The sequence below is a fragment of the Accumulibacter sp. genome (genome assembly GCF_029255125.1).
Taxonomy (GTDB): domain Bacteria; phylum Pseudomonadota; class Gammaproteobacteria; order Burkholderiales; family Rhodocyclaceae; genus Accumulibacter.
This window is the reverse complement of the sequence record NZ_JAPUVR010000120.1, coordinates 1-20,886: the sequence shown is the minus strand read 5'-3', so window position 1 is coordinate 20,886 and position 20,886 is coordinate 1. Positions and strand designations below refer to the sequence as shown.

Annotated in this window: 20 protein-coding genes and 2 pseudogenes; 15 read left to right on the top strand and 7 right to left on the bottom strand. The window is 66.2% G+C overall.

Annotated elements, in window-relative coordinates; genetic code table 11:
- The first annotated feature begins 11 nt into the window (after positions 1-11).
- Both lptE and holA read left to right on the top strand, forming a co-directional pair.
- Positions 12-524 carry an LPS assembly lipoprotein LptE gene (gene lptE / locus Q1L59_RS12495; RefSeq protein ID WP_300332653.1) on the top strand — a complete coding sequence of 171 codons (513 nt, stop codon included), beginning with the start codon at positions 12-14 and terminating at the stop codon, positions 522-524.
- An 11-nt stretch (positions 525-535) separates the two neighbouring features.
- Positions 536-1,564, top strand: a complete 1,029-nt coding sequence (gene holA / locus Q1L59_RS12490; protein WP_300332651.1) for a DNA polymerase III subunit delta — start codon at positions 536-538, stop codon at positions 1,562-1,564.
- Positions 1,565-1,618: 54 nt separating this feature from the next.
- Here the strand turns inward: holA and Q1L59_RS12485 are convergent, their stop codons facing one another.
- Complete coding sequence (locus tag Q1L59_RS12485) at positions 1,619-1,873, bottom strand: hypothetical protein (RefSeq protein WP_300332649.1); 255 nt, start codon at positions 1,871-1,873, stop codon at positions 1,619-1,621.
- 155 nt (positions 1,874-2,028) lie between these two features.
- Here Q1L59_RS12485 and Q1L59_RS12480 point away from each other — a divergent pair, with 155 nt between their 5' ends.
- The 4 genes from Q1L59_RS12480 to xerD all read left to right on the top strand — a co-directional run bounded on the left by Q1L59_RS12480 (position 2,029) and on the right by xerD (position 5,417).
- Positions 2,029-3,285: a glutamate-5-semialdehyde dehydrogenase gene (locus Q1L59_RS12480; RefSeq protein WP_300332647.1), complete on the top strand. Its 1,257-nt coding sequence runs from the start codon at positions 2,029-2,031 to the stop codon at positions 3,283-3,285.
- A 138-nt stretch (positions 3,286-3,423) separates the two neighbouring features.
- Complete coding sequence (locus Q1L59_RS12475) at positions 3,424-3,996, top strand: chalcone isomerase family protein (protein ID WP_300332645.1); 573 nt, start codon at positions 3,424-3,426, stop codon at positions 3,994-3,996.
- A 7-nt stretch (positions 3,997-4,003) separates the two neighbouring features.
- Positions 4,004-4,504 carry a methylated-DNA--[protein]-cysteine S-methyltransferase gene (locus Q1L59_RS12470; protein ID WP_300332643.1) on the top strand — a complete coding sequence of 167 codons (501 nt, stop codon included), beginning with the start codon at positions 4,004-4,006 and terminating at the stop codon, positions 4,502-4,504.
- On the top strand, positions 4,491-5,417 hold the full coding sequence (gene xerD, locus Q1L59_RS12465; RefSeq protein WP_300332641.1) for a site-specific tyrosine recombinase XerD: 927 nt from the start codon (positions 4,491-4,493) through the stop codon (positions 5,415-5,417). The genes Q1L59_RS12470 and xerD overlap by 14 nt, the downstream gene beginning before the upstream one ends.
- 117 nt (positions 5,418-5,534) lie before the next feature.
- Here xerD and cobC read toward each other — a convergent pair whose 3' ends face one another.
- Both cobC and Q1L59_RS12455 read right to left on the bottom strand, forming a co-directional pair.
- Positions 5,535-6,083 carry an alpha-ribazole phosphatase family protein gene (gene cobC / locus Q1L59_RS12460; protein ID WP_300332639.1) on the bottom strand — a complete coding sequence of 183 codons (549 nt, stop codon included), beginning with the start codon at positions 6,081-6,083 and terminating at the stop codon, positions 5,535-5,537.
- On the bottom strand, positions 6,068-6,823 hold the full coding sequence (locus Q1L59_RS12455) for an adenosylcobinamide-GDP ribazoletransferase (protein WP_300332637.1): 756 nt from the start codon (positions 6,821-6,823) through the stop codon (positions 6,068-6,070). The genes cobC and Q1L59_RS12455 overlap by 16 nt, the downstream gene beginning before the upstream one ends.
- 376 nt (positions 6,824-7,199) lie before the next feature.
- Here Q1L59_RS12455 and Q1L59_RS12450 point away from each other — a divergent pair, with 376 nt between their 5' ends.
- From Q1L59_RS12450 to dksA, 6 genes are all read left to right on the top strand, one after another.
- Positions 7,200-8,426 carry an efflux RND transporter periplasmic adaptor subunit gene (locus Q1L59_RS12450; RefSeq protein WP_300332635.1) on the top strand — a complete coding sequence of 409 codons (1,227 nt, stop codon included), beginning with the start codon at positions 7,200-7,202 and terminating at the stop codon, positions 8,424-8,426.
- Complete coding sequence (locus Q1L59_RS12445; RefSeq protein WP_300332633.1) at positions 8,423-11,497, top strand: efflux RND transporter permease subunit; 3,075 nt, start codon at positions 8,423-8,425, stop codon at positions 11,495-11,497. The genes Q1L59_RS12450 and Q1L59_RS12445 overlap by 4 nt, the downstream gene beginning before the upstream one ends.
- Before the next feature lie 144 nt (positions 11,498-11,641).
- Positions 11,642-12,379 (top strand): energy transducer TonB, encoded by a 738-nt coding sequence (locus tag Q1L59_RS12440; protein WP_300332632.1) that lies wholly within the window; start codon positions 11,642-11,644, stop codon positions 12,377-12,379.
- A 132-nt stretch (positions 12,380-12,511) separates the two neighbouring features.
- Positions 12,512-13,240 carry a MotA/TolQ/ExbB proton channel family protein gene (locus Q1L59_RS12435; RefSeq protein ID WP_311098825.1) on the top strand — a complete coding sequence of 243 codons (729 nt, stop codon included), beginning with the start codon at positions 12,512-12,514 and terminating at the stop codon, positions 13,238-13,240.
- Between the two features lie 16 nt (positions 13,241-13,256).
- The gene (locus tag Q1L59_RS12430) at positions 13,257-13,673 is read left to right on the top strand and encodes a biopolymer transporter ExbD (protein WP_300332628.1); all 417 of its coding nucleotides are present in this window, start codon (positions 13,257-13,259) and stop codon (positions 13,671-13,673) included.
- Between the two features lie 180 nt (positions 13,674-13,853).
- Complete coding sequence (gene dksA, locus Q1L59_RS12425) at positions 13,854-14,279, top strand: RNA polymerase-binding protein DksA (RefSeq protein ID WP_300332626.1); 426 nt, start codon at positions 13,854-13,856, stop codon at positions 14,277-14,279.
- 152 nt (positions 14,280-14,431) lie between these two features.
- Here the strand turns inward: dksA and Q1L59_RS12420 are convergent, their stop codons facing one another.
- From Q1L59_RS12420 to Q1L59_RS12410, 3 genes and pseudogenes are all read right to left on the bottom strand, one after another.
- Positions 14,432-14,779, bottom strand: a complete 348-nt coding sequence (locus tag Q1L59_RS12420) for a hypothetical protein (protein WP_300332624.1) — start codon at positions 14,777-14,779, stop codon at positions 14,432-14,434.
- A pseudogene (locus tag Q1L59_RS12415) lies at positions 14,776-15,417 on the bottom strand (filamentous hemagglutinin N-terminal domain-containing protein); the annotation flags it as partial. The pseudogene Q1L59_RS12415 and the gene Q1L59_RS12420, both read right to left, overlap by 4 nt.
- Before the next feature lie 188 nt (positions 15,418-15,605).
- Positions 15,606-16,175 (bottom strand): hypothetical protein, encoded by a 570-nt coding sequence (locus tag Q1L59_RS12410; protein WP_300332622.1) that lies wholly within the window; start codon positions 16,173-16,175, stop codon positions 15,606-15,608.
- Between the two features lie 561 nt (positions 16,176-16,736).
- On the opposite strand from Q1L59_RS12410, the pseudogene Q1L59_RS16765 reads away from it, so the two are divergent.
- Positions 16,737-17,132, top strand: a pseudogene (locus tag Q1L59_RS16765) (transposase); the annotation flags it as partial.
- Between the two features lie 313 nt (positions 17,133-17,445).
- Here Q1L59_RS16765 and Q1L59_RS12400 read toward each other — a convergent pair.
- Positions 17,446-18,216 carry a PEP-CTERM sorting domain-containing protein gene (locus Q1L59_RS12400; protein WP_300332618.1) on the bottom strand — a complete coding sequence of 257 codons (771 nt, stop codon included), beginning with the start codon at positions 18,214-18,216 and terminating at the stop codon, positions 17,446-17,448.
- 211 nt (positions 18,217-18,427) lie between these two features.
- On the opposite strand from Q1L59_RS12400, the gene Q1L59_RS12395 reads away from it, so the two are divergent.
- Positions 18,428-18,943, top strand: coding sequence for a gluconate 2-dehydrogenase subunit 3 family protein (locus Q1L59_RS12395; protein WP_300332616.1), 516 nt, complete (start codon positions 18,428-18,430; stop codon positions 18,941-18,943).
- On the top strand, positions 18,940-20,610 hold the full coding sequence (locus Q1L59_RS12390) for a GMC family oxidoreductase (RefSeq protein WP_300332614.1): 1,671 nt from the start codon (positions 18,940-18,942) through the stop codon (positions 20,608-20,610). The genes Q1L59_RS12395 and Q1L59_RS12390 overlap by 4 nt, the downstream gene beginning before the upstream one ends.
- Positions 20,611-20,886 lie beyond the last annotated feature (276 nt).

Here is a 20,886-nt window from a genome sequence, read left to right as displayed (position 1 = left end):
GGACAACATCGATGCGTCTTCCGCGCTGGTGCAAGGGACTGTTCTGCGCGCTGCTGGCGCTGCTCGCCGGCTGTGGTTTCCAGTTGCGCGGATCGTACACCTTGCCCTATGAAAGTATCTATCTGGCGATGCCCGATTATTCGGTCATCGGGGCGAGCCTGAAACGCCTGATCCGCGCGTCGGGGACGCAGGTCGCGGAATCGGCCAAGGACGCGCAGGCCACCTTGCTGCCCGGCGCGGAATTTCGTGACCGAGTCGTCTTCACGGTTTCCGGGACTGGCCGGATCAACGAACTGCGCCTGCGTTTTCTCTACAACTACCGGGTGGTCGACGCGCTGGGGCGCGATCTCGTTCCGCCGGCAAAGATCGAGCTGATCCGCGATCTGACCTACGACGATTCGAACGTTCTCGCCAAGCAGCAGGAAGAGGCTCTGCTCTGGCGCGACATGGAGAACGATGTCGTGCAGCAGTTGATGCGCCGGCTGGCCGCGGTCAAGCCGGTGGCGCCGCCGCCGGCCGAGTAGCGGGCGCGCCGATGCTGCTCAAAGGCGAGCAATTGGCGGCGCAACTCGCGCGCGAACTGCAGCCGGTCTATCTGGTGTATGGCGATGAGCCGCTGCTGCTCATCGAGGCGGCCGACGCGATTCGTGCCGCCGCTCGCCAACGCGGTTTCGACGAGCGCGAAGTGCTCAGCGCACAAGCGGGTTTCAACTGGAACGAGCTCTATCAGGCGGGCGGCAGTCTGTCCCTGTTCGGCGCGCGCAAGGTGATCGACCTGCGCTTGCCGACCGGCAAGCCCGGCCGCGAGGGCAGTGCGGCGCTGCACGACTACTGCGCGCGACCGTCCCCCGACGTGCTGCTTCTGGTCAGCGCGTTCGAGCTCGACTGGCGTGAGGAAAAAGCCGCCTGGGTCGCGGCGATCGCGGCGGCGGGCGCCGTCGTCAAGCTCGTCGCGCCGGCTGTAGGCGAACTGCCGGCGTGGATCGCCGGCCGTCTGGCGCGCCAGGGACAGCGTGCGGACGCCGCCAGCCTGCGCTTCATCGCCGATCGGGTCGAAGGCAATCTGCTCGCCGCGCACCAGGAGATCGTCAAGCTCGGCGCGCTCTACGCGGCAAAGGAACTGAGCCTGGCCGAGGTGCGCGCGGCGGTGCTCAATGTCGCCCGTTACGATCTGGACGACTTGCGGAGCGCGCTGCTCGTCGGCGACCCGGTGCGCCTGGTGCGGATTCTGGACGGCCTGCAGCAGGAAGGCGAGGCGCCGCTGCTGATTCTGTGGGCGATCAGCGAGGAAGTGCGCGCGCTGGCGCAGATCGGCAGCGGGCTGGCCGCGCGCCGGCCGCTCGAAGCGCTACTCAAGGACGCGCGCGTCTGGGGCGCACGGCAGTCGCTGATGCGCCAGGCGCTGCAGCGCTGCAGCGCGCCGCAGGCTGCCGCGGCGCTGCAGCACGCGGCGAACATCGACCGGATGATCAAGGGCCTGGGCAGCGGCGACGTGTGGAACGAGTTCCGCCGCCTGGCGCTCAGCCTTGCCGCTGGCGGAAGGGCTGAGCGGCTGAACGGCTGAACGGCTGCGGTCGGCGCGCGCCGCGCCGGGTCGCCGCGGTCGCGGTCTGCTGGATCAGGATTGGTCGGCCTTGCCCGCTTCGCTCGCCACGCCGTCCGGCGCCAGGTGTTCCCAGGCGCAGTCGGTGGCTTGTCGGCGTACTTCGGCGAGACCGGGGCGCGGTTTTTCGTGCACGATGCACTCGCCCGCACTGTCCGCATTGATCACGACCAGGCCGAGTTCGCCATCGACCGAACGCTCGCCGTCCCAGAAACTGCACGTGGCGCAGACCTTGACTTCGGCGGGCAGAATCAGCTTCTTCTTTTTCATGGTTGCAGTGGCTCAAGCAGCGTGATGATAGCGCTAAGAACCGCTGCGTCGCCAGTGGTTCCCGGCAGTCTGCGATTTCCGCGGTGCGCCGGTCGATTGACCGGCAAGCCCGGTTGGCGCCTATAATCCGAGCCTTGAGCAGCGAGGGCAGAGCGATGGATATCGGGCAGTACATGCAGGATGTCGGCCGTCGGGCGCGTGCCGCTGCGCGCCTCGTCGCGCGCGCCGACAGCCAGACGAAGAATCAGGCCTTGCGGGCGATCGCCGCGGCGATCCGGCGCGAGGCGGCGACGCTGCTGGCGGCCAATCGCGAGGATGTGGCGAACGCCCGGGCAGCCGGTCTGGCGACGGCCATGGTCGATCGCCTGACGTTGTCGGAGAAGGGCGTCGAGGCGATGGCCGAGGGCGTCGATCAGGTCGCGGCGCTGGCCGACCCGGTCGGCGAAATCAGCGATCTGAAGTTCCGCCCGAGCGGTATTCAGGTCGGTCGCATGCGCGTGCCGCTTGGCGTCATCGGCATCATCTACGAGGCGCGGCCGAATGTCACGGCCGACGCCGCGGCGCTGTGCCTGAAGTCGGGCAATGCCTCGATCCTGCGTGGCGGCTCGGAAGCGATCTGCAGCAACCGGGCGATCGCCGCGCTCGTGCAGGAAGGGATTGCCGCCGCCGGTCTGCCGGCGGATGTCGTGCAGGTGGTCGACACGACCGATCGCGCTGCCGTCGGCCATCTGATCACGCTGCGCGAATACATCGACGTGATCGTTCCGCGTGGCGGCAAGGGCTTGATCGCGCGTCTGCTCGCCGAGTCGCGCGTGCCGATGATCCAGCATCTGGACGGCAACTGCCACGTCTACGTCGATGCCGAGGCCGATCCGGCGAGGGCGCTGGCGATCGTCGAAAACGCCAAGACGCAACGCTATGGGACGTGCAACACGGCGGAAACGCTGCTCGTCGCACGCTCCGCGGCGGCACATCTGCTGCCGCCGATCGCCGCGATGCTGGCCGAGAAGGGGGTCGAAATCCGCGGCTGCCCGGAAACGCTGGCCAGCGTGCCGGGTGCGCTGCCGGCCAGCGAGGAGGACTACTACACCGAATTCCTGGCGCCGATCATCGCGGTCAAGGTCGTTGCCGGCCTCGACGAAGCGATAACCCATATCAACCATTACGGCTCGCACCATACCGATGCGATCGTCAGCGAGAACTACAGGGCCGCGTTGCGCTTCCTGCGCGAGGTCGACTCGTCATCGGTGATGATCAATGCCTCGACGCGTTTTGCCGACGGCTTCGAGTACGGTCTGGGGGCCGAGATCGGCATTTCGACCGACAAGATCCATGCGCGCGGCCCGGTCGGGCTGGAAGGACTGACCAGCCAGAAATGGATCGTTCTCGGCCACGGTGAAGTACGTGCGTGAGGCCGGCGCACGGCGCACGCTGGCGCGCCGCTGCCTTATGCCAGCAAAGATGCCGAGCACGACGCGCGCCAAGCGCATGCTGCCGGCGCTGTCTGCCCATTCCCTGAAACCTGTTTGCCACGAGAAGGAGACTACCGCATGAAAACTTATCTTGTCGCAGCGCTCGCCGCGCTGTCGCTCAACCTTGCGGTCGCGGTCGAAGTCGACGGCAGCAAATTCGACGACCGGACGCGTGTCGGGAGCAGCGAACTCGTGGTCAACGGCGCCGGGATACGCAAGAAGGCGGTGTTCAAGGTCTATGCGATGGCGCTCTACCTGCCTGGAAAACATGCTGACGCAGAGGGTGCGGTCGGTGCGCGCGGTGCCAAGCGCGTGTCGATCAGCCTGCTGCGCGACCTGTCGGCGCAGCAGTTCGTCGAAGCGCTGCAGGAAGGCATGACGAGCAACCACAGCGAGGCCGAAATGGCCGGCCTGAAGGATCGTCTGAAGCAGTTCTCCGATGCCCTGCTGGCGCTTGGCGAAGCGAAGACCGGCACCAGTGTCGTCATCGACTGGCTGCCCGAGAGCGGCACCCGCCTGACGGTGAACGGGCAGGTCAAGGGCAAGGACATCGCCGGCGAGGACTTCTACAAGGCGCTGCTGCGCATCTGGCTCGGACGCAAGCCGGTGCAGGACGATCTCAAGCAGGCCCTGCTCGGCAAGGCTGCGTGAGCGGCTGATGGCGGCGCGCTCATGGCGGGCTGAGCCGGACGCCGATCCGGCGTATCAGGCGATCGTTGCCGCGCCGGGCTTTTGTCTTGGTGTGCGCTGCAGCGCCAGCGCCATTGAGCGCATCGCCTTCCTGCCGGCACAGCCCGCATGCGCGCCGGCCAATCCCTTGGCGGCGGCAGTGTGCGAGCAACTGCGGGCGTATCTGGCCGACCCCGAGTACCGTTTCGATCTGCCGCTGCAGACTGCCGGAACGCCTTTTCAACGCCTGGTCTGGCAAGAGATTGCCGCCATCCCGGTGCACCAGACGAAGAGCTACGGGCAGATTGCGCGCGCCGTGCACAGCGCTGCGCGCGCCGTCGGTCAGGCGTGCGGCGCCAATCCGTATCCGGTCGTCGTTCCCTGCCATCGTGTGCTCGCCGCACAGGGGGGGCTGGGCGGTTTTGCCCGGCAGAGCGGCGGTTTTCTGCTCGAGGTGAAGCGCTGGCTGCTGGCGCATGAAGCTGGCTGACGCGCAGCTGCCGGCCGATCCCGGCGATCTGGCCGAGATCGAGGCGTTCTGCGACACGCTGTGGTTGGAGGACGGGCTGGCGCGAAACTCGCTGGCCAGCTATCGCAGCGATCTGCTGCAGCTTGCCGGCTGGCTTGCCGAGCAGCGTCTGGGCAGCTTGACCGAGGTCGACCAGCCGACCTTGCTGCGCTACGTCGCGACGCTGGCGCAGACGCTGCGCGCTTCGTCGCAGGCGCGTTACTTGTCGACCCTGCGTCGCTTCTATCGGCACCAGGTCGCGCGCGGTCGGCGCAGCGACGACCCGACGCTGAACATTGCCCAGCCGTTACGGCCGGCGCGCCTGCCGAAAGTGATTTCGGAGGCGCAGGTCGATGCGCTGCTCGCGGCACCGCACAGCGAAACGCCGCTTGGCCAGCGCGATCGGGCGATGCTCGAAACGCTGTATGCGACCGGCCTGCGCGTTTCCGAACTGGTCGCCCTGAAACTTCACGAACTCAAGCTGGACATGGGCATCGTGCGCGTCTTCGGCAAGGGCAGCAAGGAAAGGCTGGTGCCGCTCGGCGAAGAGGCTTGCCACTGGCTGCGCGGCTATCTCGCCGAAGCACGCAAGTCGATCCTCGCCGGTCGGCAGAGCGACGATGTGTTCGTTACCGCGCGCGCGACGGCGATGACCCGCCAGGCTTTCTGGCAGTTGATCAAGCGCTACGCGCTGCACGCCGGAATCGACCCGGCCCGACTCTCGCCGCACGTCCTCCGGCATGCCTTTGCCACGCACCTGCTCAATCACGGCGCCGATCTGCGCGTCGTGCAACTGCTGCTCGGGCACGCCGACATCTCGACGACGCAAATCTACACGCATGTCGCGCGCGAGCGCCTGAAGGCGCTGCACGCTGTGCACCATCCGCGCGGTTGAGCGGCGGGTGTGGCGGGCCTGCCAAGTGCGCCGGAAGGTACGCCGGAAGGTACGCCGGCGTTCGGCGCGCGGGCTGGGCGTTTCCGCATTCTCGCCTTGGTCTTCCTTCTCATCGTTCTAGCGGTTGAGGTAGCGGAGAACGCCGGTTTGCCGCGCGGGTTCGATCTCGAGCAGGCTGAGGCTGCCGAAATCGATCGGCAGCACACTCCATTCGTCGATCGCCAGGCCGAGGTAGTGCCCGAGCAGCGCGCGGATGACTCCAGCATGGCTGACGACGATCGATCTTGCCGCGCGCATTTCGGCGACCGCGCCGACCGCGCGCGCCTGCAGGCAGGCGGCGGACTCGCCGCCCGGCGGGGTGAAATGCAGCGGGTCAGCCGCCCAGAGATCGAGCAAGCGGCGCTCGACGGCGTCCCAGGCTTGCCCCTCCCATTCGCCGAAGTTGATTTCCATCAGCCGCTGATCGAACTGCGGCTGCGCGTGCAGCGCTTCGGCCAGGCGGCGGCAGCGCAGCAGCGGACTGGCGCACAGCACCGCATCAGCCGGCAGCAGCGGCCGCAGGCGGCGGGCGACCGGCGCGGGGTCTTCGGCGGCGAGGTCGAGCTGGCCGTAGCAGAGGCCGGCGCCGTGCAGCGGACGCGGATGGCGGATCAGGAAAAGTTGCACAGCACGCCGGCGTAGAACGCCACTTCCGCAAGCTGCTGCGTCGCTCCCAGGCAATCGCCGGTATAGCCGCCGATACGCCGCCGAAACAAGCGTGCCAGCCAGAACGTCGCCAGCGCTGCCGCCAGGCAGCCCGCCAGTGCGCTGCGCGGTGGCAGCAGGAGCAAGGGCAGCAGCGCCGTCAGTCCGGCGCAGGCGAGTTCACCGCCGGTGATGCGCGTCGCCAGCGGCTTGGCCTTGCCCTCGTCACGCACGTAATCGAGCGCGCGCAGCAGGCTCGTCGCGGCAAAGCGCGACAGCGTGTGGCCGGCGACGAGGACTGCCGGGACGAGTGACAGCGCGATCTCGACCAAGGCGCTGAAACGCGCCAGCAGGAGCATTACCAGGGCAATGGCGCCGAAACTGCCGATGCGCGAATCCTTCATGATGCTCAGAACCTGCGCCTTCTCCCAGCCACCGCCGAAGCCGTCGACCATATCGGCCCAGCCGTCCTCATGAAACGCGCCGGTGACGTAGAGCGAACTCGCCATCGCCGCCAGAATCGCCAGCGAGCGCGGCCAGATCTGCGCCGTCAGCCAGAAGACTGCTGCGGCAATCGCGCCGACGAGCAAGCCGACGGCGGGAAAATAGCGTGTCGAACGATCGAGCGCTTCGCTGCTGTGGCCAACCCACCGGGGTACCGGCAGCCGTGTGAAGAAGCGAACGGCGCCGAAGAAATACGATAGCTCGCGTTGCAGGAACATCACGGGTGATCTCTCGCCTGGTTCGGATGGTCTGCGAGTGTAGCGCGCGCGGCACGCGCGCAGGAAAGGCGATGCCACCTTTCCATGCAGGTATGGCCAATTGCCGGCGCGAATCGGGTACGCTACGCGCCGTCTGTCATGGCCTCGCGACGACCAGCCGCACGACACCGGCTGGCGAGGCTTCTTCTTCCCACGTGGGCTGGACCACCGCGCCTGGCAAGAACACGTTGGCCGCACCCCAGCAGCAAAGCAGCAACCGGGGGGTTTCGGTTTCCCCTCAGCTTCGGTACACTTCGCCGTCTGCCCGAAGCAAGTGACTACTCGGCAAAGTTCAAACCCCTTCATCCGGCCCGCGTGAGCGGGCAATTGCAAGCATATGCCGAGCCGAACCAAGCGAATCCTGATCATTGTCCTTGCCCTGGCCGGTCTGGTCGGGCTGGCGTACATCGCGCAGCATGGCCTGCGGCCACCTGGCGGCACGCCGCAAACGGCGGCTGCAGGCGGCGCACCCGGGCGTCCCGGAGCGGCCGGGCCGGCGGCTTCGGGACCTGCGGGTGGACCGCCTTTGCCTGTCGAAACGGCGCGCGTCGTCAGCACATCGCTGGCGCTGGAGGCGACGGCAGTCGGCTCCTTGCGTTCGAACGAATCGGTGATCCTGCGGCCGGAGACCGCTGGGCGGATTGCGCAGATCAACTTCCGCGATGGCTCGGCGGTGCGCAAGGGAGACCTCCTGCTCGCCCTCGACGGCGCGACGCAGGCGGCCGAGCTGGCGCAGGCGCAGGCCAATCTTGCGCTGGCGCGGTCCAACCATCAGCGCACGCAGGATCTCTTTGCCCGCAAGTTCGTCAGTCGGCAGGCGCTGGACAACGCCGAGGCAACGCTCAAGGTGCAGGAGGCCGCGCTTCTGCTGGCGCAGGCCAGATTCGAGCGGACGCGGATCCGCGCGCCTTTCGCCGGGGTCGTCGGCATTCGTAGCGTGAGCATCGGCGACTACGTCAAGGAGGGCCAGGATCTGGTCAATCTGGAGGATATCGGCACCTTGAAGATCGATTTCCGCCTGCCCGAATCCTACCTTTCCCAGATCAGGACCGGGCAGCGGATCGAGGTGACAAGCGATGCGGCGGCCGGACGCAAGTTCTCGGCGGTGCTCGATGCGATCAATCCGCTCGTCGAGGCGGGCGGGCGTGCGATCTCGCTGCGGGCGAGTCTGCCGAACGGCGAGGGACTGTTGCGGCCCGGCATGTTCGTTCGCCTTCGCCTGATTCTGGCAAGCCGCCCGAACGTCCTGCTCGTTCCCGAGCAGGCGGTGATTCCCGACAGCAAGGCGCCCTACGTCTACCGCGTCGTCGACGGCAAGGCGCTGCGTGCGGCCATCGTAACCGGCCAGCGGCGTGAGGCGCAGGTGGAGATTGTCGAAGGTTTGCGCCAGGGCGACGAGGTGGTCACCGCTGGTCAGTTGAAACTGCGCGAGGGTGCGTCTGTACGCGCCGTGGGCGAAGCGGCGCAGGCGGCGTCAGCGGGCGCCAAGCCCCCGGCGGGCGACCGGCCGGCCGCAGCTTCGTCCGGGGATTCGACCGAGGCGGCGAGAACGGGTAGTCGATGAAAATCTCCGACCTGTGCATACGTCGCCCGGTCTTTGCGACGGTGCTCTCGCTGGCGATCATGCTGGTCGGCCTGGTTTCCTACACCCGCTTGCCGGTACGCGAGTATCCGAAGATCGACGAGCCGGTGGTCACCGTCGATACGACGTATCGCGGTGCGTCGGCCGAGATCGTCGAGTCGCAGATCAGCAAGCCGCTCGAGGATTCGCTCGCTGGTATCGAGGGCGTCGACGTCATCACCTCCATTTCGCGTCAGGAAAACAGCCAGATTTCGGTGCGTTTCAAACTCGAGCGCAATCCGGACTCGGCGGCGGCCGACGTACGCGACCGGGTTTCGCGCGTGCGCAACAAGTTGCCGACGGCGATCGAAGAACCGGTCATCGCGAAGGTCGAAGCCGACGCCAATCCGATCATCTGGATCGCTTTCTCGTCCGACCAGCATTCGGCGCTCGAGGTGACCGATGTCGCCAGCCGCATCGTCAAGCCGCGTCTGCAGACGCTGCCGGGGGCTGCCGATGTGCGCGTTTTCGGTGAGCGCAAGTTCGCCATGCGCGTCTGGCTCGATCGCACGCGTCTGGCAGCGTACAGGTTGACGCCGCAGGATGTCGAGGACGCGCTGCGGCGCCAGAACGTCGAGGTGCCGGCTGGCCGCATCGAAAGCCAGAGTCGCGAGTTTTCCGTCGTTGCCCGCACCGACCTGAGCGATCCGGAAGGCTTTGCCGCGATCATCGTCAAACAGGCGGACGACGCGCGCGGCAGCTATCCGGTGCGCATTGCCGATCTTGGTCGGGTCGAACTCGGCGCAGCGTCCGAGCGCAGCAGTGTGCGTTTCAACGGGCGTCCGGCGGTCGCGCTGGGCGTCATCAAACAGGCGACCGCCAATCCGCTCGAGCTTTCGCGCGCCTTGCGCGGCGAGTTGCCGAAAGTAGTGGCCGAACTCCCCAGCGGGATGACCGCCAACATCGCCTACGACTCGTCGGTGTTCATCGACCGCTCGATCGACGCGGTGTTCAAGACGATCGGCGAGGCGATGCTGCTCGTCCTGTTGATCATCTTCGTTTTCTTGCGCAATTTCCGCGCGACGCTGATTCCGCTGGTGACGATCCCGGTGTCGCTGATCGGAGCCTTTGCGCTCATGCTTGTCTTCGGCTTCAGCATCAACACATTGACCTTGCTGGCGCTGGTCCTCGCCATCGGCCTCGTCGTCGATGACGCGATCGTCGTGCTCGAGAACATCTATCGCCATATCGAGGAAGGCCTCCCGCGGCGGCAGGCAGCGTTTCAGGGCGCGCGCGAGATCGGCTTCGCGGTCGTCGCGATGACCATCACGCTGGCTGCAGTCTATGCCCCGGTCGCTTTCATGACCGGGCGGACCGGCAAGCTGTTCGTCGAATTCGCGCTGACGCTGGCCGGCGCCGTGCTCGTCTCCGGGCTGGTCGCGCTGACCTTGTCGCCGATGATGTGCTCCTTGTTGCTGCGTCACGAGACGCGGCATGGCAGGGCTTACGTCTGGGTTGAAGGCATTCTCGACGGCCTGACACGCGGCTATCGCCGGCTGTTGACCGCGGCGCTGGCGCGTCGCTGGCTGGTCATGCTGGCTTTCTTTCTGGTTGCCGCAGCAAACTGGTTTCTCCTCGCCGCATTGAAATCGGAACTGGCACCGACCGAGGATCGCGGGGTGATCATAGGCGTCTTTCTCGGGCCCGAGGGGGCGACGCTCGACTATACCGACCGCTACGCGCGACAGCTCGAAGGGATCTACGCGGCCACGCGCGACGTCGAGCGTTACTTCGTGGTTGCCGGTAATCCGACAGTCAGCCAGGGGATTTCCTTCGTCGGCCTGGTCGACTGGAATGCACGGCAGCGCAGTTCGCCGGCGGTCGTCAAGGAACTCTTTCCGCAATTCATGGGCATTCCCGGCGTGCTCGCTTTTCCGGTGTTGCCGCCGTCGCTCGGTCAGAGCCCACGCGAAAGGCCGGTCAACTTCGTCATCGTCACGTCGGCTTCGTATGCCGAACTGAACCGGGTGACCGGCCAGATCCTCGACGAAGTGGCGAAGAACCCGGGTTTCGTCAATGTCGACACCGACCTCAAGCTGAACAAGCCCGAACTCTCGGTCAGCGTCGATCGTGACAAGGCAATGGACACCGGCGTGCAGATCGAAACCGTCGGACGAACGCTGGAAACCATGTTGGGCGGGCGGCAGGTCACCCGCTTCAAGCGCGCCGGCGAGCAGTATGACGTCATCGTTCAGGTCGCCGACAGCGAACGGACGGCACCCTCCGACATCAGCGACATCTTTGTCCGCGCGCGCGATGGCAGCATGATTCCGCTGAGCAATCTGCTGGCGGTCGAGGAGACGGTCAGCCCGCGCGAGCTGAACCACTTTGCCCAGCGGCGGGCGGTGACGATCAGCGCCAACCTGGCGCCGGGTTATGCGATGGGCGAGGCGCTGAAGTTCCTGGAAGAAACTGCCGGCCGCGCCCTGCCGCCAGGTTACGCGGTCGACTACGCCGGCCAATCACGCGAATTCAAACTTTCGTCGGCGTCCCTGGCGCTTACTTTCGTTCTCGCGCTGGCCTTCATCTATCTCGTCCTGGCGGCCCAGTTCGAGAGCTTCCGCGATCCCTTCATCATCATGCTGACCGTTCCGTTGTCGATGACCGGGGCGCTGATCGCGCTGCTGCTCAGCGGGGGGACGCTCAATGTCTATAGCCAGATCGGTCTGGTGACGCTGGTTGGCCTGATCACCAAACACGGCATTCTGATCGTCGAGTTTGCCAATCAGTTGAAGGCGCAGGGACGCGAACTGCGCAACGCCGTGCTCGAAGCGTCCGAACTGCGTCTGCGGCCGATTCTGATGACCACAGGCGCGATGGTACTCGGTGCGATTCCGCTCGCTCTGGCGAGCGGCGCCGGAGCCGAGAGCCGGCAGCAGATCGGCTGGGTCGTCGTCGGTGGCCTGCTGCTGGGTACCTTCTTCACCTTGTTCGTCGTGCCGACGGTCTATACGCTGCTCGCGCGGCCGGCAGCCGCGGGGCACGAAGAGCACCTGGCAGCTAGCGGCCAGTGATTGACGCATGGCAAGCTCGGGCCAGCAGCCTCAGGCAGGCGCGGCGGCGGGCGGGCGGCGTGCCCGCGCAGTTTGCTCTGGCCGAGGCTGAAAACCTTGCTGCGGGCCGGTCTTGACGATGTGCGGCGGCATGCACCGGCGGCCATGGCAGCCGGTGACGACTCGCCCGGCAGCGTTGGAGCAAGCGCGCCTTTTCATGCGCTGCCCGTCAGGAAGCGGCAGCCCTGGTGGCGGATCAGCGTGTTCCTTGTCCTGGTTGGCGCGCTCCACCTCGTGGCCTTGCTGATCGCCTTCGGTGCCGTCTGGCGACCGGCCGTGCCGCAGGTCCTCGTTCCCCTGACGGTGCGCGTCGCCGAGCCAGCGCGCGCGCCCAGTCTGGACGAGCCGGCAAGGGTCGCGCCGCCGAAAAGGGTGGTGCCGCCGAAGCGTGCCGTGCCGCCGCCAGCAACGCACGCGCCGGCGCCCAAGGTGGCCTTGGCGCGCGCGCCAGCGGTCGCCGCCGCAAACAGTGACGCGTCGCCCGCGTTGGCTGCCTTGCCGGCGCCGCCGCCCACTGCCGCCGGCGAAGCGGCAAGCGCACCCGCCGCGCCGGCAGTGCGCGTCGCCGCGCGTTTCGACGCCGATTATCTGCGCAATCCGAAGCCGGTCTATCCGTCGGCGGCGCGCCGGCTCGGCGAGGAGGGCAGGGTGGTGCTGCGCGTTCGAGTGAGTGCGGAGGGGATGCCGGTGCTGGTCGAGGTCAAGCAGTCGAGCGGTTTTCCGCGGCTCGACGAGGCTGCGCGCACTGCCGTCGAGCACTGGCGCTTCGTCCCCGCCCGACAGGAAAGCGAAGCGATCGAGTCTTCCGTGCTGGTCCCGCTGCAGTTTGCCCTCGATGGCTGATGCGCTCGATTGGCGAACGGAGGTGCGCCAGGCCAGGTGGTGGAGCGCCTCGGGCAGCCGGGACAGAACGCGCCGGCCACAGGGCGGCGCGCCAGGTTTGAGTCGAACGATGGGGTCATCAAGAGCATGAACATGGAAATCGGGTTGCTTCACTTCTGGGCGCAGAGCGATTGGGTGACGCGTGCGGTCGCCATCGTCCTTGTTCTGCTTTCCGTCGCGAGCTGGTACGTGATCGCCGTCAAGGCGCATGCCGCGTGGCAGGCGCGGCGCTGCCACGCGCGCGCGCTGGCTGCCTTCTGGGGCGCGCCCAGTCTGGCCGCGGCGATCGAAGTGCTGCGCAGCGAAGACCGGACCGGAATTCTCGCCAGCCTGGCGATCGCTGGTGCGAATGCGGCGCAACTGCATCATGAGCACGCCGATCGCGGTATCGGCGCTGGCGTCAGCGTCAGCGAATTCATCACGCGCTCGCTACGCAGCCAGATCGTCGAAGCGCAGGCGACGATCGAGTCGGGTCTCACCTTCCTCGCTTCGGTCGGTTCGACCGCGCCGTTCATCGGTCTCTTCGGCACCGTCTGGGGGATCTACCACGCCCTGGTCGGTCTCTCCGGGGCGACGCAGGTGGTTCTCGACAAGGTTGCCGGTCCGGTCGGCGAAGCCTTGATCATGACCGCCGGCGGACTGTTCGTGGCGATTCCGGCGGTGCTCGCGTTCAATGCCTTCACGCGCGGCAATCGTCTGACGCTGGCTCGGCTGGACGGCTACGCGCACGATCTGCATGCCTATCTGACGACCGGCCTGCGCGGCCGGCCGGGCGACAAGCTGGTCGATCTGCGTGCGCTACGCGCCGAGCGCAGCGCCTGAGGCAAGGAGCACGCCAATGTCTTTCGGTTCTTTCGAGCAGGGTGCGAGCCATCAGCCGATGTCGGAAATCAACACGACGCCGCTGGTCGACGTCATGTTGGTCCTGCTTGTCATCTTCATCATCACCGCGCCGCTCTTCCACCACGCGGTCCCGATCGACCTGCCGAAGGTGGACGCCAAGCGGCTGGACGACAGGCCGCGCATCGTCGCGGTCGCCATTGACGCGCTTGGTCGCGTGTCGATCGATGGAAGCGCGGTGACGAGCAGCGAACTCGCGCAGCGTCTGGGGCAGGCAGCCGCGGCCGATGAGCTGCCGGAACTGCATTTGCGCGCCGATCGGGCGACGCGCTACGAGCGCGTCACCGAAATCCTGGCCGAGGCGCAGCGCCAAGGTCTGACGCGTATCGTTTTCGTGACGCAGCCACCGCCCTGATCGCGGAGGGTGGCGGAAGCGCTGCCCGGCGGCGGCCGGAGACCGCCGCCGGCCGGCTGCTCGATGCCCGGCTTCCGCGCAAACGCAGCAAGCGTCAAGCGTCGGGGCAGCTTGCAAGCTCGCCTTATTTCTGATATCTATCTGCTTTTTTTCCGAAACAAGAGAGCAGGATCTTCGAACATGGCTGACGAGTTGGTCTACAAGCATTTCACTCCGTATGTCGCGAAAGCTGGCGAGGAGTTCATGAACAGCGATCAGCTGGCTCATTTCCGCGGCATCCTTGATGCGCTCAAGGGGCAGTTGATGGAGGACATCGAGCGGACGGTGAGTACGATGAAGGACGAGGCGACCGTTTTCGCCGATCCGAACGACCGCGCGAGCCAGGAAACCGATATTGCGATCGAACTGCGCAACCGGGATCGCGAGCGCAAGCTGATCAAGAAGATCGAGGAAACGATCGAGCGCATCGACAAGGGCGACTACGGCTACTGCGCCGCGTGCGGCGTCGAGATCGGCATCAAGCGGCTGGAGGCCCGGCCGACGGCGACCTTGTGCATCGACTGCAAGACGCTGGAAGAGGTGCGCGAAAGGCAGATCGCCAAGTAGGCGGAGGCGGGGCGCTTACCTGGTCTCGGCGAGGCCGCTGCTGGTAGCCCCGGTGTGAGGCGCTGTCGCCGCGCATGGCGGCCGACGGCAAGCCGTACAAAAGAAGAAAGGACGCCGCAGCGTCCTTTTTCATTTTCGACCAGCAATGAAACTCAGCGAACTGAATCGAGCGTTGGGGATGTGGTGCGCAGCCAGCCGCAGCGATCAGCGGGCGCAGACGGAAAGTAGGAGATGGTGCTGTCAGCCGATGTCCCCAGGCTGTTGATGACGGTGTAGTCCTGACCGTTGATGGTCAGCAAGTCATTGCCCGAGCGACCGGGGAAACCGACCCGCCCGGCAAAGCCGTTGGCCTCTCCGGGCGCGAAGCCGACCTTGATCGTGCCGTCGGCGACGGCGCTGTCGCCGCCGTTGGCGGTGCCAGTGTTCATCACCATGCTGGACGTTCCGCTGGCGGTCATCACGGCGTTGATGTTGATGTCGCGGGCGGCGCTCAGCGTCAAGGTGTTGATCGATTAGGCGAGCGCGTCGTTGACCTTGATGTCGCCCTGGCCGTCCGGCCCACTCTCACTTCGGTGGGTTCCATGTCGGCCAGCAGCAACAGGCGGCCTTCCTTCTCGTCCAGCGTTTGCGCGGCCGGTGTCGGTGTCGGCGACGGCGCCGCCGGCCAGGGCGATGTTGCCGAGTCTGGCGCGCAGAACGCCTTCGTTGCGCAGCTCGGTGACAGCAAGGCGATCAGGCCGCCGCCAACGGCGGTAGTCTCGCCCTGATTGACCACGCGGTCGCTACGGCCCAGGCGGGCGAACACCGCTTGGCCGGCAAGAAGGTTCTCATTGGTGCTGCCCAGCGTCGAGGCGACCAGCCAGCCGACATCGACCCGGCTGCCGGCGCCGAAGATGGCGCGGTTGGGGTTGATCAACCAGACTCGCCCGTTGGCGGCGAGCTGGCCGTGGATCTGGCTGGCGTCGCCGGCGACGACGCGGTTCAGCGCTACGGCGCCGGTCGAGGGCTGCGCGATGGTGACGCCGGCCAGACTGCCGATATCGACGCCTTGCCAGTTGATGATCGCCTTGTCGCTGCCCTGGGTGATAGTCATTCGCTTGCCGCTTGGTGCGATGCCGGCCTGACCGGCAACGACCCGTCCGCCGTGCGGGGCAGGGCGTCGGGGCGTGACGTTGGCTGTCGATGTTCCAGACGAGGCGGTAGGTGTGGCTCATGGCGCCGATTTCTCAGAGGCCAAGCCCTTTCGCTCAACCGGTTTCTTGACTTTGAAGCTGACCGTGCCGCGCATTCCGCGCCTCCAAGGCTTTGACGAGACGCTCGATTTCATCAAACGGGAGACACTCCACGGTGCAGAGGGGCTGCGCTGGGCGGCTGCTTGCCACCGCTGCCGAGTTCGCGCTGCAACTCGAGTTTGACGAGCAGTCCGCGTTCGCCGTTGGCTGCATTGACCGGGTAGGCGCGCACGCGGTCGCGGGCGAATTGCAGTACGCCCCAGCTCAGGCGGCCACCGCCCAGGCTGTCGCGCAGGTCGCCGCTCAGCCCCGGCGTCAGCGCATCGATGTCGTGGCGGCGCGAAGGCGCGCCGAATTGGTCGTCCTCGTCGCGCCGGCTGAGCTGGTCGCCGATGCCGGCTGGATTGTTGAGTGGCACGCCCCCGACGGCTTGCGTCAGCCCAGTCGATTTCACGCCGTGGTTGTTGATGCGAAGGTCGCCGGTGATCACCGGCGTGTCGTCGACGTGCACCAGCAGCCGTTTCGAGGCGTGTGTTTCGCCGGCTTCGAGCAGGCCGGTGGCGCGGATGCCGGGAAAGTCGTTGGCGAGCAGCAGGTCACGTTCAAGATCATCGGCGGCGAGCGTTTCGCCGACCTTGAGGCGGTGGGTGACGATGCTTCTCACCTGCTCGCCGTTGGTGCGCTGGCGCTGGTTTTCCAGCCGGCTACCCTCGTCGCGGCGCTCGATGACCTGAAGAAGGACGGTGCCGTCGGCGACATCCTGCTGCGGCCGGTAGACACGGACGAACCAGCCGCGTTGGCGGTAAGAGGTGGCGATGCGCTGAGCGGCGTGCTCGAGTTCGGCAAAGTCAGCGACTGGTCGATGAGGTCGGCGATCCGTTCCTGCAGTTTGGCCGCCGGAAGCAGTGTGGCGCCGTCGTGATCAGGCGGCGGACAGTGACCCGCATGGCCGTGGGGTTGTCGTTCATCGGTCGGGCGGTACGGACAGTCACCGTTTCGTCGGCTGGACGGGGGCTCGCAGGTGGCGTTGCGTTTCGCGTTGCAAGGCCCTGGGCTCGGGGGGTGTTTGCGCCGAACCGGAGGTGCTGACGCCGATCAGCAGGGCGGATAGGCTGAGAGCAATGAACGGGTGGGTCGGCATTGACGCCTCGGTGTGGGTTGGCCGGTGTCGAGATGGGCAGATTGGTTCGTCATCGGTAAGAAAGCTTGTGGCACTCGGAGGCGAATGGGAAAGCGCCAAGGCGTTCATAGGTACCGTGCCATGACGAAAACGCATCGCCGGAGACATACGTATGGGTTCAGGTTTTCTGTCAATTTCAAGGTGCTATTGTGCTATTCATACGCGGTGTCATTCTGGTTTTCCCGCGCGGGCGACATTCCGGCGGGCGGATATCGGGAGATTACGGGTGCGCAGATCGGCGACAGTGAGAGCTTGGTGACCGGGAACGAGGCCTTCCGATCGCCCCAGGGTTCGTGGCCTCGAGGGGTGGTTTTGGTCGGCTCCGACGCGCATGGCGGGCTGACGCTGGCGATCGCCAAGCACTTTCAGCCGGCCACTTGGCAACGGTGTCAGGTGCATCTGATGCGCAAGCTACTCTCCCGGAGCCCGGTGAAGGTGGGCGCCGAGGTGGTCGGTAGCGCCAGGCGCGTGTTCCAGGCGTCCGACTCAGGTGAGACACATGCGGGTCGATTCTCTGGACGAACTCCAAACGCGCATCCGTCAAGGTATCGACGAGATGAACGCCGCGCCGTTCGTCCTTCGCTGGAAAGCGTTCGACTGCGTCAAAACGTGCAGCGGCTGCTTCTTGATGGAACGCTCTACGAGCCGCCCGTGGTCAGCAGACAAGCCACCGGCGCAATGGTCTCTGGTCGGAGTACGACCCGATCGCCAGCCTTGACGGCCAGCGATTGGGCGTGCTCGCGGTCGTTCGACCTTACGCGCGGCGGCGGTGACTCGCCATGGCGACCAGCAGCCCGGCACCGAGCAGCGCGAGAAGTCCGGGTTCGGGAACTGCCTGCGGTGTGATACTCGGTGAATTGGGAATGCCGCCGAGCGGGAAAGCCGGGTCACCCGTGCGCACCGGTAGAAATGCCCACGACGCCTGATACGGCGCACCCGTCGGTGCGAAGGCGGCGTCAAAGCCAAAGCCGGCGAGCGATCCCCCCGGAAGGATGGCGTCTTGCAGCCCGAATTCGCATGTTATCGCCACAAGCGCGTTTAGGGCACTCGTAGGTTGCTGCCCGCCTGTCCAACATGTGCTATACCAGTGCAGCACTTGCGTCACCGTGGTAAACGGGCTGCTGGCGCCCGCATAGAACGGGTCTGACGGGTTCTGCCAGCCCGCCACTCCTTCCCAGCCGGTGGCAGCGTTCGGCGTGCCAATGGTCTCGATACTGTATGCCCAGTTGTTGGGCGAAACAATGTTGGAGATTCCGGCATCACCGAACCACGGCAGTTCCCAGTCGACAACGTATGGCTCGCGGTCTGGGCCGCCGTTGAGCTGGCTGGTATTGTTGACCTGGTAGTTGTAGGTCCAGGTACCGTTGTTGTTATTGGTAACGCTATCGCCCACGGTCGAACTGCGCGTCCAGCCACCCGACACGCCGGCGAAAGACGGTTGCGCAGCCAACGCGCCGAGCACAAGGACCGCCGCCGCCAGCGGTGTCGTCGTTATGCCAAAGGTTCTTTTCTTTGCATTGATCATATCTTGCTCCTGTGTCTGGTCCCTGTCGCCTCCCCAGGGAATGGAGAGCAAGAATTGTGCCAGATTTGTTTCGGCCTGCAAACAGATTGTTACGAGCAAGCGTCGAACTGAGTGTAAAGATTTTCGACACACCCTTTTGGGAATACAATCGCATTCTGGCGCTCGCCCGCGCGCCAAAGCACGGAGTTGATCACCAGCCAAGGAAAGGAAAATGGCACTGACTCGCCGCCAGATGCTGGTGCTTGCTGGGACGACGCTTGCCGCGTCGTTCGTCGGCTGGTCGGCGTGGAGGAGATCGCCGCCCGCCGAGTCCGTTCCCATGCCGATGTCCGACCTCGATGCGTGGCTGGAAACGCTCGTGCCGGCCGAGGAGGATTTCCCGGGCGCTCTGGCGCTTGGCGTTGCCGCGCGGGTGGCCGCGGCCGTTGCCCGGGACGCCCGCTATGGCGAGCTCGTGCGTCAGGGGCTGGCCTGGCTGGTGGAGAAAGCGGGCGAGAGCGGTGAGCGGTCATTTGCCGCTCTGCCCGCCCAGACGCGCGAAGCGATTGTCAGCCAGGCGGCGGCAGCACCCCTTGGTTCTCTGGCGCGCACTTTTTTCCAGGCGACGCTCGACGATGCGCTGTTTCACGCCTACGCCGACCCGCGCTCCTGGGTCGGCATCGGCTATGCAGGTCCGCCGCAGCCGCTCGGCTTCCTCGACCATGCTTCACCGCCGGCGCGCCAATGAAGGACCGTCAGCCGGAGGTCGTCATCGTCGGGTCTGGCGCCGGGGGCAGCGCCTGTGCCTGGGCGCTGGCGCGGCGTGGCGTCGGCGTGCTGCTGCTCGAGTCCGGCCCCGCCTACGACCCTTTGCGTGAGAATCGGCTGCACCTGCCGGATTGGGAGCAAAGCGCCTTCCCAGCCGGCAGCGCTTTTCAGCACCCGTATACCTTTGGCCAGATGCAGCGGCTAGATCCGCAGCACGCCGGCCTGCGATCGTGGAACCACAACCTGGGCGCGCGCAGTGGCGACCATCGAAGCGCCGAGCAGTATCACCACGTGCGGGCGGTCGGCGGCAGCACGCTGCATTTTTCCGGCGAAGCGCACCGGCTCAACCCCGCGGCAATGCGCATGGCCTCGCGTTTCGGCGTCGCCGCAGACTGGCCGCTCGGCTACGACGAGCTTGAGCCGTTCTACGTTGTCGCCGAGCAGGCGATCGGCGTCGCCGGCTCGCCCGACCGTCGCCGGCCGCGCAGCCAGCCGTATCCGCTGCCGCCGCATCCCCACAGCTACGCCAGTCAACGCATCGGCGAAGCGTGCGCCAGGCTGGGGATGAGCTGGTCAGCGAATCCGTTGGCCATCCTCTCCCAGCCATGGCAGGGCCGCCCCGCCTGCAACTACTGCGGGCAATGCGCGCGCGGCTGTCCGCGCGCTGACAAGGGCAGCGCCGACATCACGTTCGTAGCGCAAGCCGTGGCCAGCGGCCACTGCGAACTGCGTACAGGGTGCCATGTGCTCACGCTCGAAGCGGGCGATGACGATCGCGTCGCCAGCGTCGAATGGGCAGATGCCGCTGGGCTACACCATGCGCTGCGCCCGCGTGTGCTCGTCCTCGCGGCTGGCGCGGTACAGACGCCTCGCTTGCTACTGGTTTCCGCCAGTCCGCGTTGCCCACAGGGAATGGCCAACGAATCCGGGCAAGTGGGGAGAAACTTCCTGGAAACTCTCGCTTGGGCAAGCAGTGCCTTGCACCCGCAAGCTCTCGGCAGCCACCGAGGTGTTCCCGTCGACGGCATCTGCTGGGACTTCAACGATCCCGATGCGGTTGCCGGAACAGTCGGCGGGGTACGCTTCAACGCCGGAATGGCTGAAATGGACCTCGCCGGGCCGATCAATCATGCGCGACGCGTTGCGCGCGGCTGGGGGCGGGCGCATCGGGCAGCCATGCGGGAGACTTTCGGTCGCGTGCTCACCGTTGGCGCCATCGGCGAGTTTCTTCCCAACGACGGCACCTACGTCGACCTCGATGCGCAGTCGCGCGACGCGTACGGTCAGCCGCTGGCGCGAATCCATAGCCGGATCGACGAGGCCGAGCGCATCCGCTTGTCGTTCATGGCCGACAAGTGCCGTCAGATTCTGCAGGCGGCCGGGTGCGAGCAAGCCTTCGAGGAGTTTGGTACCTACGACACCTTCAACGCCACACACGTTTTCGGTACCTGTCGCATGGGCAACGACGCGCGCACCTCGGTCGTCGACCGCAACTGCCGCAGCCATCGCTGGCGCAACCTGTTCATCGTTGATGCGTCGGTCTTTCCGAGCAGTGGCGGCGGCGAGTCGCCCTCGTTGACCATCGAGGCGCTGGCGCTACGCGCTGGCGAACACATCCGCAGGCTGCTCGCTACGCGCAGGCTATAGAGCCATCATCACGCTGCGCGAGGCTTGGCCGACACGCAGCGCTGGGCTGGCGGCGCCAGCGTCCGCCAGCCGGCGACACCCTTGCGCGTAGACTCACGGGTAGACCTTGTCGTAGAGTCGATCGCCCGCGGCGTCGATGGAAAGTGCTTCAACCTATCCCCCTCAATGCAGCCCGCCGCGATCAGTGCAAGCTGAGCATCGATCGGGCTTTGGCCCATGGTGGCGGAGAGGCCCGTCGTACCGGAGATGTGGTGCCATTCCCATGGAGGGAAGGGG

What these genes read in the sequence shown, in the direction of transcription:
- lptE (WP_300332653.1), top strand. Translation starts at nt 12, where the DNA reads ATGCGTCTTCCGCGCTGGTGCAAGGGACTGTTCTGCGCGCTGCTGGCG.
- holA (WP_300332651.1), top strand. Translation starts at nt 536, where the DNA reads ATGCTGCTCAAAGGCGAGCAATTGGCGGCGCAACTCGCGCGCGAACTG.
- Q1L59_RS12485 (WP_300332649.1), bottom strand. Translation starts at nt 1,873, where the DNA reads ATGAAAAAGAAGAAGCTGATTCTGCCCGCCGAAGTCAAGGTCTGCGCC.
- Q1L59_RS12480 (WP_300332647.1), top strand. Translation starts at nt 2,029, where the DNA reads ATGGATATCGGGCAGTACATGCAGGATGTCGGCCGTCGGGCGCGTGCC.
- Q1L59_RS12475 (WP_300332645.1), top strand. Translation starts at nt 3,424, where the DNA reads ATGAAAACTTATCTTGTCGCAGCGCTCGCCGCGCTGTCGCTCAACCTT.
- Q1L59_RS12470 (WP_300332643.1), top strand. Translation starts at nt 4,004, where the DNA reads ATGGCGGCGCGCTCATGGCGGGCTGAGCCGGACGCCGATCCGGCGTAT.
- xerD (WP_300332641.1), top strand. Translation starts at nt 4,491, where the DNA reads ATGAAGCTGGCTGACGCGCAGCTGCCGGCCGATCCCGGCGATCTGGCC.
- Q1L59_RS12455 (WP_300332637.1), bottom strand. Translation starts at nt 6,823, where the DNA reads ATGTTCCTGCAACGCGAGCTATCGTATTTCTTCGGCGCCGTTCGCTTC.
- Q1L59_RS12450 (WP_300332635.1), top strand. Translation starts at nt 7,200, where the DNA reads ATGCCGAGCCGAACCAAGCGAATCCTGATCATTGTCCTTGCCCTGGCC.
- Q1L59_RS12445 (WP_300332633.1), top strand. Translation starts at nt 8,423, where the DNA reads ATGAAAATCTCCGACCTGTGCATACGTCGCCCGGTCTTTGCGACGGTG.
- Q1L59_RS12440 (WP_300332632.1), top strand. Translation starts at nt 11,642, where the DNA reads ATGGCAGCCGGTGACGACTCGCCCGGCAGCGTTGGAGCAAGCGCGCCT.
- Q1L59_RS12435 (WP_311098825.1), top strand. Translation starts at nt 12,512, where the DNA reads ATGGAAATCGGGTTGCTTCACTTCTGGGCGCAGAGCGATTGGGTGACG.
- Q1L59_RS12430 (WP_300332628.1), top strand. Translation starts at nt 13,257, where the DNA reads ATGTCTTTCGGTTCTTTCGAGCAGGGTGCGAGCCATCAGCCGATGTCG.
- dksA (WP_300332626.1), top strand. Translation starts at nt 13,854, where the DNA reads ATGGCTGACGAGTTGGTCTACAAGCATTTCACTCCGTATGTCGCGAAA.
- Q1L59_RS12400 (WP_300332618.1), bottom strand. Translation starts at nt 18,216, where the DNA reads ATGATCAATGCAAAGAAAAGAACCTTTGGCATAACGACGACACCGCTG.
- Q1L59_RS12395 (WP_300332616.1), top strand. Translation starts at nt 18,428, where the DNA reads ATGGCACTGACTCGCCGCCAGATGCTGGTGCTTGCTGGGACGACGCTT.
- Q1L59_RS12390 (WP_300332614.1), top strand. Translation starts at nt 18,940, where the DNA reads ATGAAGGACCGTCAGCCGGAGGTCGTCATCGTCGGGTCTGGCGCCGGG.